Genomic DNA, 12898 nt, shown 5'->3' with positions numbered 1-12898 from the left:
CTCCTCGCGCACTGCCGTCACGGCTCGACGGCCTGCGTCTTGATGCCGGCCGACTGGATGACATCTGCCCATTTGGCCTTTTCGCTGGCGAGCAGGCGGCCGAAATCGGCGGGTGCATTCGCGCCGTCTATCGGCTCGGCGCCTTGCTTGAGCATCAGCCCGCGGGTTTCTGGCTCACGCAGGATGCCGACGATGGCGCGATTCAGTTTGTCGATGACGGGTTGCGGCGTGGCGGCGGGCGCGACGATACCGAACCAGGAACTCACGTCGTAGCCGGGCAGGCCTGACTCCGCCACGGTCGGTACCTCCGGGGCGATGGGCGAGCGGGTCGCACCCAGGACGGCGATAGCCTTGAGCTGCTTGCTGCGTACCAGCGGCATGGTCGAAATGATGTTGTTCGACAAGAGCTGGACGCGATTGGCGATGACGTCGGCATAGGCTGGAGAACTGCCCTTATAGGGCACGTGGATCATATCGATGCCTGCCATTTTCTTGATGAGTTCCACCGCCAGGTGCGCGCTGCCGCCTACGCCGGTCGAGCCGAACGCCGCCTTGCCGGGGTTGGCTTTGGCGTATGCAATGAGGTCGGCCACGGTGCCGGGTGCAAAGTCATTGCTGCCTACCAGCATCAGTTGCAGCCTGTTCATCAGAACCACCGGTTTGAAATCCTTGATCGGATCGAATGGCAACGAGGCGTACAGGCTGGGGTTGATCACCTGGGTAGGCGTGATGACTGCCAGCGTATAGCCGTCGGGCTTGGCGCGCGCGACCTGCGTCGAAGCGCTGATGCCGCCGGCACCAGGCACGTTTTCGACCACGACAGGGCTGTTCCATAGCGCCGAGAGCCGCTGTCCGACGATGCGGGTCACCATGTCGGTGCCGCCGCCCGGGGTGAATGGCACGATCAGGCGGATCGGCTTGTCGGGATAGCTGGCGACGGGATCTGCACCTGCAGCGGCCAGGGCCGGCCGGGCCGACGGGAGGGCAAGTGCCAGGCCTAGGGTGGCGCAGCTTGCACCACGGGCCAGTGCGGTTCTTCGGGGGGCTTTCATGGGCGTCTCCTCGACGGGTCGGCAAACCGTGCGATCCTGGCCATCAGGCTGGGGCCATCGGTGTGCTCCAGCGAGCGCACCATCTGCACCAGCTCCAGCGCGGAAGGCCGGTCTCCTAGCGGCTCGACCAGCTTGACGAACTTGGTCTGGATGTCGTCCCAGCTCATAGGTGTTTGCGGATCCCCTTTGGGGTCGAACATCTCGGCGCGTTCCGTGCTGCCGTCCTTGAACTGCACCGTGATCACGCTGCCGTACCGTGGCATCGAGTCGTCGGTCTCGAACTGGATGAGAGGCAGCAGCTTGCGCAGGCGCGGCTCGTGCAGCAAGGTGTCGTCGACGTCGCCCACCAGCACATCGCCGCGACACACCACCAGCGCAATGTTGAACTGCATCGATAGCCGGGCAGCAAGCAGTGTCTGCGGGTTGTCGTCGCCCACTTCTTCTTCGACGATCGGATGCGTGCGGACGGTAATGCGGGCGATTTGTTCAGGGTTCGCCTCGCGGCGGCGCTGCATGATCTGCGCGGTTGCGCCCGAAGCGGTGATGGTAAGGGTGCAGCCGTAGTACGGGCGGAAGGTCGTGGCGTCGACTTCGAAACGCTCGCCCAGCGCTTCGGTCAACATGTCCGGCCGCGATTCGTCGCTGGTAGCCGCCAGGAAGCCCTGCCGGTCTTCGAACACGCTGTGCGGGCCGCTGAATCCCTGCTGGGCCAGCACGGCGGCTTCCACGCCGTTCTGGGCTGAACGCCCGGCGTGGAAGATCATGGTCAACGAGCCGTCGCTCTGAAACGCCTTCAGGCCGGCGGCCTGGGAGCCCGCAATGCCCAGCGCGCTGGCAGTCCGCCAGTCGTCGAGCGCCAGCAGGCGCGCCACCGCGGCTGCGGCCCCGAACGCGCCGAACGTACCGGTAGGGTGGAATCCGCGGTTGCGGTGGCTGGGAATGATGGCGCGGCCCAGCCGCCCCATGATGTCGTAGCCGGCGATCATGGCGGTGAGCATGTCGCGGCCGCTGCTGCACTGCCACTCGCCAGTAGCCAGGACCGCCGGTATGACGCAGCCGCCGGGATGTGAGCCGGACGGCTTGTGGATGTCGTTGACACCTACGCTATATAGCGTGATGCCATTGACGAATGCGGCATCGCGGGCCATGGCGTGCGAGCCGTTTATGACGATGGTCGCGGGGCCGCCGCTGTTGACGCTACCGCCACGGCCGTTGCCGGCCATGGCGGCATGGGCGTCCGCGGCCAGGCGGCCGGGCTCGCCACGGGTGCCGGCCAGCAGGCAGCCTATGCCATCGAGCAACAGGCGCTTGGCTGTTTCGCGGGTCGCTTCGGGCACCGCCTCGTATGTGGTGTGGGCCAGATAGCGGGCGACCTGGCGGGTGGGGCCCTCCCTTGCGGGCACAGTGCGTGATGCGTGGGGGAGTGTGGCGGATGACATCGAATCGCTCTCCTGGTCGGTCTTTACAGTGCTTCCAGCGATTCAACGACCGCACGGTCGAACACCAGCCCTTCCGTGCGGCGCCGTTCACGTTCGCGGAACGCACGTTCCGAAGGAATGCGGATTTCGTCGACGCCTGGCCGCCGTTTGGTTGCCTTGATCCCGCGGACCAGATCGGACATCTGGCGCTCGAAGTCCCCGCCGGGCAGCATCAGCTTGGGGTCCATCGCGATGAAGAGAAAGCCATAGTCCTGAGCTTGCCCGCGGGGAATCGCAGCGCCCGCCAGCAGGCCCATGGCCTGCACGGCGAACGCCAGCCCATAGCCGCGGTGATCGCCGAAGGGCACCACGCCGCCCTCGATAACCTTATTGGCGTCGGTCGACGGATTGCCGTCGGCGTCAAACCCTATGCCATCGGGAATCGGCTTTCCCAGGTGCGCGTGCAGCAGCAACTCGCCCCACATCAGCGATGCGGTGCCCATGTCGAATACCACCGGCCCGTCCACCGACGGAAAACCGAAGCAGAGCGGGTTGGTGCCCAGCGCCGGGCGTGCGCCCCCGATAGGCAGCACGCGCGGCTTTGCACTGGCAATATGCAGGCAGAACAGACCCTCCCGCGTCACTTTCTCGACGTAGTAGGCGTTGCGGCCGCTGTAATAGCTGTCGTAGACGCCGACCGACGCTATGCCGTTCTTCTTGGCTTTTTCGATGGCGATTTCGGCGGCGCGGTACACCGCTACGTAGCCGACGTTGTTGCCGCCGTCGAGCAGCGCCGAGGCCGGCGTGTCGTGGACGATCTCGATCGGACGCCGCGCGCGCCGGCTTTTTTCGTCTCCGGCGATTGCCAGGATTCTAGGCAAGCTCGCGAAGCGATAGCCGCACAGGGCATTGTCGATCAACTGGTCGACGATGATGGCTGCCTCGTCATCGGGAAAGCCCAGGCGCCCGAGCGCGCGCTTGCCCAAGGATGTCGCTTCCTCGACTGACATGCGCACGCCATCGGGACGATCCGGGTCGAGCGGACCGCTTGCCGCGCCGGCAGAGGTGGTAGTCATGGCGCTTCCTCGTCAGGGTTTTGCCGGCCGGAACTGCACCAGCGTGATTTCGTCGGTGATGTCCTCGTACGCCACTTCTACTGGCATGCCGATCTTGGCGTCGTGCGGCTTGCAATCGAGCAGGTTGGTGGTGAGCCTCGGCCCTTCCTCGAGCTCGACCTGAACGACCGCATAGGGCACCTTGTCTTCGAACCAGGGCGTCCAGGCTTTGTGGTAGATCACCCAGTTGTGGATCGTGCCTTTACCCGACATGCGCTCCCATGCGAACTTCATCGAGAAGCAATGCGGGCAGGCCGCGCCGATCGGATAGAACACCTTGCCGCAGCCGCAGCAGCGCTGTAGCCACAGCTCGCGTTTTTTGGCGCCTTCCCAGAACGGCAGCTCCTCCGGATAGATCACCGGCAGATAGCGGCCGGTGGCTTCGTCGCGCATTTTGGTGGACGGTTTCATGCTTGCTTACCTCCGGAAGATGATCGATTCGCCGAGGAAACTGCCGTAGTGGATGATCTCGGCGTCCTTGACCTGGCGTGGCCCGCATTCATGCCGCAATTGCCTGACTGCTTCGATGAACAGGTTCCAGCCCACCACGTGGCCTTCGGAAAGCAGGCCACCGGATGTGTTGACCGGAAGCTCGCCGCCCAATTCGATGCGGCCGTCCTTGATGAAATCGAGCGCTTCGCCCGGTCCGCAGTACCCGAACCGTTCCAGGCCGAACAGCACCAGTGGTGAGAACGCGTCGTAGGTAATCAGTGCATCCACGTCCTTATTGGTGATGCCGGCCATCTCGAAGGCGTACAGGTCTTCCTTTTGCGGCTTGTACTGGTAGACCTTCTGCTGGGCGACTCCCAGGCCGGGCAGCGTCAAGTTGTGGAACTGCGGGCCGGCGTGTACGCCTTGCATGCCGGAGATGTAGACCGGCGGCTTTTTCATGTCGCGCGCGCGTTCTGCCGAGGTCACGATGATGCAGGCGCCGCCGTCACCGTTCTGGCAGCAGTCGAACAGGCGCAGCGGCTCGATGATCCAGCGCGAGTTCAGGTAGTCTTCCCGGCTCATGGGGTCGGTGCGGATGGCCAGCGGGTTGAGCCGAGCGTGCTTGCGGAAGGCCATCGCGATCGGTGCGAGGTCGTCCGGACCGCCGCCGTACATGTGGAAGTAGCGCTGTACCGCTACCGCCACGCCGAACGCCGGGCTGAACGCACCGTAGGCAGGGCTTTCTCCATGTGGTCCGAGGCCTTGGCGCCACATTTCATGATCGGCCAGCTGACCGAATGCGCGGCCCTTGCGGCCATGCACGACCGCCACCGCCTTGGCCATGCCGGAGGCGACCACCATCGCGGCCTGCTGCAGCATGGGCGCGATGAAGCGGCCATGGGTCCAGCCTTGATTGGCGTAGCGGACGTCGCTGCCCACGGCCTCGAGGAAGCGGTCGTAGTCCGAGCCATACGAAAGCTGAATGATGCCGTCTACGTCTTCACGCTTCAAACCCGCATCATCCAAGGCCTTCTGGTAGGCCTCTACGGCAAGCGAGAGCGGGGTGCGGTCGGGAAATGTCCCGATCGTCAACCCCACGCCGCACACCGCGGTTGCATCGCGCATGGCGCGAGCAGTTTCGGTAATCGCCATTACGTTCCCTTCCTGTCAAGACGAGTGAGAGAAGTTCCAGCCCGGAGGACGCGGAACACCAGGGACTGTGGACAGACCCTAAATCACGATGCAATGGGCAGCGGGAAGCTCGACGTGTACGCGTTCCCCGGCGATGGGGAGGCTGTCGCCGGTGACCACTTCGCCGACCAGTTGGCTGCCGGAGCCGATATCGATGCCATACCGCAGCCGGTCGCCCAGGTACATCACATTGCGTACAGTTCCCGTGAATACGTTGGACTGGCCTTGCTGCGCGGCCGAAGGCAGCAGCTTGACCTGGTGATAGCGGACGATCAGCTGTCCAGCCTGGCCATTGCGGCCGCGCCAGTTCTCCGGCAGCACCCGGAGCGACAGGTCCGCGCCGAGTCGAACGGTCCCGCTAGCCCGGTCGGAAGCCGCGATCCGCAGGACATTGGCCTGGCCGATGAACTCCGCCACGAACGGATCGTTTGGCCGTTCATACAGGTCCGGCGGCTTGCCTTGTTGCACGATGCCGCCATCGCGCATGACGCAGACGCGGTCGGACAGGACCATCGCTTCGATCTGGTCGTGCGTGACGTATACCGAGGTGACGTTCAATTGCTCATGGATGGAACGCATCAGCGTGCGCATCGAATCGCGGAGGCGCGCGTCGAGATTCGACAGCGGTTCGTCGTATAGCAGTACCTTGGGGTCGCCCACCAGCGCGCGCGCCAGCGCGACACGCTGCTGCTGGCCGCCAGAGAGCTGCGACGGATACCGTTTCCCGAAGTCGCCGCTGGGCAGGCCCACCATGTCCAGCAGCCGGTTCACGCGCGGACGCTGCTCGGCTCGCGGCATCTTGCGCATGGCCAGCGGAAACGCGACATTGTCGTATACCGACTTATGCGGCCAGACGGCATAGCTCTGGAACACCATGCCCATGTTGCGCTGATGCGGCGGAACGTGGGTCGTGGCATCGTTGACCACCCGTCCGTCGATCCGGATCGTCCCGCTCGACGGCTTCTCGAGGCCGGCAATCATGCGCAGGGTAGTGGTCTTACCCGATCCGCTCGGACCAAGCAAGGTCAGGAATTCTCCTTGCTGGACGGTCAAATCGATAGCCTTGACCGCCTGCACGGTGCCGTAGGACTTCACGAGCTTTTCAATCTCTATGCCACTCATCGCACTTGCACCTTTGACGAGTTTCAGGAAACTGCGCGGGACTTCACTTCGCTGCCAAACGCCCAGCGGAACAACAGCACGATGACGCCCACGATCACCAGTTGCACGATCGAGAGCGCGCTCGCAATGCCATAGGCGCCGTCAAGCAGGTACGACCAGGTGAGCACCGGCATGGTCACCGAATCGACGCCGTACAGAATGACCGACGCGCTGATCTCGCGCATTACGATCATGAAAACCAGTAGCCACATCGAACTGATCGCCGGCTTGAGCAACGGTAGATTGACGAACAGAAAGGTACGAAGCGGCCCGGCGCCAGCCACCGACGCGGATTCCTCGAGCGCCCTGTCGATCTGCATCATGCCGTTGCCCAGCGTCCTCACGCCGTACACCAGATACCGCGTGACGAAGGCCAGGAACAGGATCCAGAGCGTCAGATATAGGGGTGTACGTACGTAGGCCCACAGCATGCCGATGCCAAACACGGTGCCGGGAATGCCGACCGGCATGGCGATGAGGTAGTCAGCCAACGTCATCTGGGGACTTTTCTGCCGCACCATCCGATAGCTGAGCACCAGGCCGATCAGCGCGCAGGCGGTCGCGGTGCCGGCAGCCAGGTACACCGAATTGCGCAGCCCCAGCATGATGTCTTCGGCCTGGAACAGGCTGGTGTAGTTGGCCAGGGTCAGGGCCTGGAAATCGACGCCACCGGTTCGTACTGGCATCAGCGAGCGCAGAATGACCGCGGCCAGGGGCAGCAGCGTGCTGGCAATGAAAATCAGCACGCAGGCCGACAGTACGACCGGGCGCAGGCGGCCCAGGTCGGTGAGGGCGGGCTTGTAGCCGCGGGCGCTGACGGTGATGAACTTTTCGGAACGCCGCGTGAGACGACGGTAGCAGTACAGGCCTATCGCGGCGAAGAGAATCAGCAGCGTGCCAGCCGCGGCCGCACCGGGCAGATCGGCCGGATAGCCGTTGGTGCGCAGGTAGATCGAATAGGCCAGGGTGCTGAAACGGATATGCGAGCCGAGAAAGCCGGGAATGGCGAACTGTTCCAGGGCCAGCGTGAAGATGAACAGCGCCGCCGCCGCCAGACTTCCGGTCATGATCGGAAGTGTGATGCGCGTCACCCGCTGCCAGAGATTGGCGCCGGACATCGAAGCGGCTTCTTCCAGCGCGGGATCCATCGTGCGGAAGGTGCCCACGTTCAGCACAAAGGCGTAGGGAATGAAGTAGCACGACATCACCCAGACGATGCCGAGGTAGGAGTAAACGTTGATCAGCGGCTCTTGGACACCTGTGAGTCCGGTCCACATCAGATTGACCAGGCCGCCACGAGGGTCGGCCAGTACCGACCAGCCGATCACCCCGACCAGAGGCGAATACAGCATCGGCAGCAGGAATGCGATCTCGAAGACACGGCGCCCGCGCAGATCTGTGCGCGTCACCGCCCAGGCCAGGAAGGCGCCGATGGCACAGGCGATAATCATTACCGGCACCGCAAGTGACAGGGAGCCCAGCGTGGCGGCTCGCGTCCACGAGTCGGCGAACAGGCCGCCGTACACCGACTTGATGTTGTCGAGACTGAAGACGGCCGCTGGGTCGCCCGGACTTCCGGTACGCAGTGAACCGTAGAGCAGGGCGCCGAGCGGCGTAAAAACCAGCGCCGCCACCAGGACGAGCAGCAGCCAAGCCCACATGCTGTCGCCTGAATGGTGATGTTTAGCCTGTCGCATCGCCGACCCGGCCGCTTACCGGTTGTAGCCGAGGATGCGGCGCATCTCGGGCATCAGCTTGGCGTAGTTGGTTTCCCAGTCATTCATGTCGGGTACCCAGCGCACCTTGTCCGGATAAGGGGTCCACCAGTCGGTTTTCTTGAGTTCGGCTACAGCCGTGCGCTCGTCAGGCAGGTTTTTCAAGGTCGGGCGGGCTTGCGCGAGATTCATCGCCGCGGCGCCTTCAGGCGTGAAGAGCCATGCGCAGAAAAGTCGCGCAGCGTGGGGATGAGGCGCCTTTGCGGAGATCGCCAGATACGTGTTGGCGAACGCCGGGCAGATGTCGGGATACGTCCAGGCAGTCTTGCTGCCCTTGAGGAAGTTGAGCATCGTGATCGATTCCCAATCGGGAATGAAGACGGCGATGGCACCTGCGGCAAGATCCTCGCGGCCGGGAGCAGATCCCGGATAAAGGCGCGGATTCTGCGCGGCCAGTTTCTGTACGAATTCCTTGCCGTACTGCGGATGGCGGTACAACATCAGGAAGAACGAGAACGGGACGCCGCCGCCGGCCGGCTCGTTGATGCCGATCTTGCCTTTGAGCTTGGGGTCGAGCAGGCCGTTCCAGGTCTTGAACTGTTCCTTGGCGACGGCGTGAGGGATTTGCGCCGGGTCGTACGAAAGGACGATCTCTGTCCATTTGGGGCAATAGCCCAGGCCGTCGAGGTAGGTGCCCGGATCGAGCTTGCTGCTCAGGTCCTTCAGCGTGTAGCGCAGGTACAGCCCTTCCTCGGCAAGGGCGCGCAGCCCGGCCGGGTCGGCGCAATAGTTCACGTCCATCACGTGGCGGCCGGCGCGTTCTTCCGTCGCGAACAATTGCGTGCCAAGCACCCCCACTTTGCGATCGGTCTGCACGGTAATGCCGAACTTCTTCTGGAAGGCCTGGGCCATCACCGCCATTTCGTCGATGGGTGAGCTGTAGCGCACCATCAGCGAACCCTCTTTCCTCGCCGCTTCGATCAGGGCCGGCGTCACGTCGACCGTTTCAGGTGCTGGTGCCGTCGCCGCCCAGGTCACGGAGCGGGGCAGAGCGGTGCCGGCCAATGCGGTCGCGCCGACCGTCATTGAGTTGATCAGGAAGTCGCGCCGTGTGATGTTGTCGAGTTTGTCGTTCATGTCTGCTCCAACATGATTGCCAGAGTGCCGGCTGGATTCGTTGCATGAGAAGGCGCCGCCGCGTCACGCAGGGGCGCGACGAAGCTTCAGAACCGCCTTGAAGAGAGGAGCGATCCGGTGCGGCTGCCGGGGTCAGCCGGGGAGAGGCGGAAGTGAAGGAGTTCGGAGGGGATAGCGCGCGAAGCGGAACACGTCCATTTTCAAGCTTGTCTCCTGTAGCGGCACCGTAATGCCTGCTCTTCTGGTTCTCGAAAACTGTGTCGCGAATTTCTGCAGCGCCGCATCGCTTGCGAAGGCGGCTGGTGCCCATCCTACTGCCGTCGCCCGGATTTGCGTTAACTTTATTATTGTATTGATCGATAAGATTTTTGAATCGGGCCGGCTATGAACAACTCTACCGATTTACGGCTTTCGCAGTTGCGGCAATTCTTGCTGGTGGTCGAAACCAAGAGCTATCAGACGGCGGCACGCCTGTCGTTCCGGTCCCAGCCGGCGTTGTCTCAATCGATCGCCCAGCTCGAAACTCGCTTGGGTGCGCCGCTGTTCGAAAGCGGCGCCCGGACCACGCTCACGCCATTCGGCGAAAGCTGCCTCCCGCTGATACGCGACGCATTGACCAACATGGACCGGGCGATCGGGGCAATGCACAGAATCGCCGACGTATCGGCGGGGAGGCTGGCGTTCGCAATCCTGCCGTCTATCGCTCGTCAATGGCTGCCCGCATTGCTACGCAAGTTCAACGCGGCGCATCCAAATGTCGAAGTCCGGGTGTATGCCGAAGGCTCGGTGCGGGTCGAAAAGCTGGTGGCGGAAGGCGAAGTGGACTTCGGCATATCGAGCTCGCCCTCGGATGAGTCGAAGATCGCATTCGAACCGCTGGTGCGCGACCAGTTCGGACTCATGTGCCGTAGCGATCATCGCTACGCCAAGGCCAAGTCGCTGAAATGGGAGAGGCTCGCCAATGAGCCTATCATCGGCGGCAACATGCACCGGCTGCTTGAGAACTCGCCCGTCGCTCACTTGCTGGCGCGGCCGAAGATATATGCATCGAATCTGCCGACCCTGGTCGGGCTGGTACGCGAAGGCGTAGGAGTAATTCCGGTCCCGGCGGTGGGCTTTCCGATCGAGGAGCCGGAAATTTCGTATGTTCCTCTAGTGGCACCGGTGGCTTTGCGCACGCTTGGCATCCTGACCATGAAAGATCGGTCGCTGTTCCCCTCCGCACGCGTGATGGTCGATATCCTCAAGGACGGCATTGCGGACGAGCGCTTGACCCCGGAAGGATCGAGCCCGTTACTTGACCGGATGATCAAGCGTCTGGCGCGCCAGGGGAGGTAGGGAAGAGGAAAATAGCTGATATTCAGTTATTTGACGAATAACTGTTTTTCAAATAATCTACATTTATTCGAAATTCAGGTACTCCGCCATGTCGACACCGCCCCAAGTCCTGGCGACGCCCTCCCAATTGGGACACCTGCTACAGGCCGCCCGCAAGGCCCAGGGCATGACCCAGTCTGCGCTGGCCGGCCGCCTGGGCCTGAGCCAATCGCGCGTTTCCCACCTCGAACTGCACGCCCAGGAATTGAGCGTGGAGCAATTGCTCGCCTGGTGCGCGGCGCTGGGCCTGGAACTGGCCGTAGGGCCGCGGGGCGGCCAAGCGCCGTCTTCCACTGTACAGGCGGATTGGTGACATGGGCCGTCGATCGCGCAGCCGCAGCCTGTCCATATGGATCAACGGCATTCGCGTCGGCCGCTGGACGATTCCTGCGCGCGGCGAGATGGAGCTGCACTATGACGCCGGTTGGGTAGGCTCCGATATCGGCCGGCCACTTTCGCTGTCGCTGCCTTTCAATCTGCAGAACCTGCCGCTCAAGGGCGAGAAGGTCGCCAACTACTTCGATAACCTGCTGCCTGACAGCCATGCGATCCGCAGGCGCGTGGCCGAGCGTTTCAGGACGGGTTCGACAGATCCTTTCGATCTGCTCAAAGCTATAGGCCGCGATTGTGTAGGCGCGGTGCAGGTACTGGGAGAGGACGAGACGCCGGAGGGTTACGATCGCATCGAAGGCGTACCGCTCTCGGAGGAAGACATCGAGCGGCATCTGATCGAGACGGTGTCGCCGCAAGCCTTCGCGGCCGGCCGGGACCCGGATGCGGATTTCCGTATTTCGCTGGCCGGCGCACAGGAGAAGACGGCCTTTTTGTGGTGGGATGGGAAATGGCATGCGCCGCGAGGCGCGACGCCTACGAGCCATATCTTCAAGCTTCCACTGGGCTTGGTGGGTGGACGGCAGGCGGATTTCACCACGTCGGTCGACAATGAATGGCTGTGCCTGCGATTACTGAAGGCCTATGGCCTGGATGTGGCCGAAGCCCGCATCGCGGTCTTTGGCCGGCAGCGGGTCCTGGTCGTGGAACGCTTTGATCGGCGCGTGGCGCCTAACGGCCGGTGGCTCATGCGGCTGCCGCAGGAAGATTTCTGCCAAGTGGAAGCATGTTCGCCGCTGCGCAAGTACGAGAGCGAGGGCGGCCCGGGACTCAAGGCTTTGTTCGCCACCCTGCGGCAGTCGGTGAACGCGCAAGCCGACATGAAGACGCTGATGGCTGCACAGATTCTGTTCTGGCTCCTGCGCGCGCCGGACGGCCATGCCAAGAACTTCAGCATCCAGATTCTGCCGCGCGGGCGTTTCCACTTGACCCGTTTGTACGACGTGATGTCGGCCTATCCGGTACTGGGGAAGGGGGCGAATCAATGGTCCCACCGCGAAGTCAAGCTGGCGATGGCGCTGCTCGGACGCAACAGGCATTACGAAATGCACGGCATCCAGCGCCGGCACTTCAATAGCACGGCGCAAAAAGTCGGGTACGCCCCGACGGCCGAACCTGTCATCGAGGAGATCCTGGCGCGCACGCCGGCCGCCATTGCCGAGGCGCAGGCGGAACTGTCTGGAGACTTTTCTCAACGCGTGGCCGATACGGTCTTAGCCGGGCTTGAACGGGCTGCAGCAGTACTCGAGGCCATGGCTCCCTAGCGGGGCCAGACAGCGTCCACTCTTCATCAGCCTGGCTAGACCGCGCATCACCATACCGGTGGCGCCGGTATCGGCTCTTGGTCCAAGGGGCGCGGCTCCGCCGGTAATCTCCAATGCCGCGCGATGAGTGCTAAATCTTCACGCTCTTGTTGCGACCACGCGTCGAGCATTACGGTCCGGCCTTCTGGCAGTGTGATCCAAAAATGCGTGCGAGCCCGGTCGTCGCCCGTGTCGGCGATGCGCTCGGTCCATGTCACATAGTCGACCGGCGTGCTGCCGTATGGCAGCGCAAAGATCGGCCCTTTTGTTCGCTCCAGCACGGCGCCGTCCTCAAAAAGATGGATCAGGGCGTTGCCGGATCGCCATTTCAACAAGGATTTGCGGAAGGTGAGGAGTCCTGCGCACAAAAAGGTCACGCCGAAGAAAATGCAAAGTCCTCGCATCCACCAGGGCCCAGGCAGGAACAAACCCAGACCGACGAACCCCCATGGGACCAGGAAAAGCATCCACGCGCCCATTTCCAGGCCGTCTTTATCGAGATGTTCGTTGACTCGCAGGCTATGCTTCCAAGCGCCCAATACCGCATCGCTTGCGGCTTGGCTTGCTCGCCGGTTCAGTGCGGCGTGCGATTTCATCCTAGGGCTT

At 63.0% G+C, this 12898-nt stretch carries 12 protein-coding genes; 3 read left to right on the top strand and 9 right to left on the bottom strand.

Annotated features, from left to right (window positions below):
• Positions 1-17: 17 nt before the first annotated feature.
• From QHC78_RS07830 to QHC78_RS07795, 8 genes are all read right to left on the bottom strand, one after another.
• Complete coding sequence (locus QHC78_RS07830) at positions 18-1052, bottom strand: Bug family tripartite tricarboxylate transporter substrate binding protein (RefSeq protein WP_319743314.1); 1035 nt, start codon at positions 1050-1052, stop codon at positions 18-20.
• Entirely contained in the window at positions 1049-2491 is a 1443-nt protein-coding gene (locus tag QHC78_RS07825; protein WP_319743313.1) for an MmgE/PrpD family protein, read from the bottom strand. Before QHC78_RS07825 ends, QHC78_RS07830 begins: the two co-directional genes overlap by 4 nt.
• 23 nt (positions 2492-2514) lie before the next feature.
• Positions 2515-3546: an Ldh family oxidoreductase gene (locus QHC78_RS07820; protein WP_319743312.1), complete on the bottom strand. Its 1032-nt coding sequence runs from the start codon at positions 3544-3546 to the stop codon at positions 2515-2517.
• A gap of 12 nt (positions 3547-3558) precedes the next feature.
• Positions 3559-3996 (bottom strand): Zn-ribbon domain-containing OB-fold protein, encoded by a 438-nt coding sequence (locus tag QHC78_RS07815; RefSeq protein WP_319743311.1) that lies wholly within the window; start codon positions 3994-3996, stop codon positions 3559-3561.
• 6 nt (positions 3997-4002) lie between these two features.
• A complete protein-coding gene (locus tag QHC78_RS07810) occupies positions 4003-5169 on the bottom strand; it encodes a thiolase C-terminal domain-containing protein (RefSeq protein ID WP_319743310.1) in 1167 nt (388 codons plus the stop codon).
• Positions 5170-5247: 78 nt separating this feature from the next.
• Positions 5248-6330 carry an ABC transporter ATP-binding protein gene (locus QHC78_RS07805; protein WP_319743309.1) on the bottom strand — a complete coding sequence of 361 codons (1083 nt, stop codon included), beginning with the start codon at positions 6328-6330 and terminating at the stop codon, positions 5248-5250.
• 23 nt (positions 6331-6353) lie between these two features.
• Positions 6354-8030: an ABC transporter permease gene (locus tag QHC78_RS07800; protein WP_319743308.1), complete on the bottom strand. Its 1677-nt coding sequence runs from the start codon at positions 8028-8030 to the stop codon at positions 6354-6356.
• 51 nt (positions 8031-8081) lie between these two features.
• Entirely contained in the window at positions 8082-9221 is a 1140-nt protein-coding gene (locus tag QHC78_RS07795) for an ABC transporter substrate-binding protein (protein ID WP_319743307.1), read from the bottom strand.
• A gap of 384 nt (positions 9222-9605) precedes the next feature.
• On the opposite strand from QHC78_RS07795, the gene QHC78_RS07790 reads away from it, so the two are divergent.
• The 3 genes from QHC78_RS07790 to QHC78_RS07780 all read left to right on the top strand — a co-directional run bounded on the left by QHC78_RS07790 (position 9606) and on the right by QHC78_RS07780 (position 12253).
• On the top strand, positions 9606-10559 hold the full coding sequence (locus QHC78_RS07790) for a LysR family transcriptional regulator (protein WP_319743306.1): 954 nt from the start codon (positions 9606-9608) through the stop codon (positions 10557-10559).
• An 88-nt stretch (positions 10560-10647) separates the two neighbouring features.
• On the top strand, positions 10648-10911 hold the full coding sequence (locus QHC78_RS07785; RefSeq protein WP_319743305.1) for a helix-turn-helix domain-containing protein: 264 nt from the start codon (positions 10648-10650) through the stop codon (positions 10909-10911).
• 1 nt (position 10912) lies between these two features.
• Positions 10913-12253 carry a type II toxin-antitoxin system HipA family toxin gene (locus QHC78_RS07780; RefSeq protein ID WP_319743304.1) on the top strand — a complete coding sequence of 447 codons (1341 nt, stop codon included), beginning with the start codon at positions 10913-10915 and terminating at the stop codon, positions 12251-12253.
• A 47-nt stretch (positions 12254-12300) separates the two neighbouring features.
• Here QHC78_RS07780 and QHC78_RS07775 read toward each other — a convergent pair whose 3' ends face one another.
• On the bottom strand, positions 12301-12888 hold the full coding sequence (locus QHC78_RS07775) for a hypothetical protein (RefSeq protein ID WP_319743303.1): 588 nt from the start codon (positions 12886-12888) through the stop codon (positions 12301-12303).
• Between the last annotated feature and the right edge of the window lie 10 nt (positions 12889-12898).

Origin of the sequence: Pigmentiphaga sp. (genome assembly GCF_033795525.1) — a bacterium.
GTDB lineage: Bacteria > Pseudomonadota > Gammaproteobacteria > Burkholderiales > Burkholderiaceae_B > Pigmentiphaga.
The sequence above is the reverse complement of the archived record's forward strand: the minus strand, read 5'-3'. Positions and strand labels throughout refer to the sequence as shown.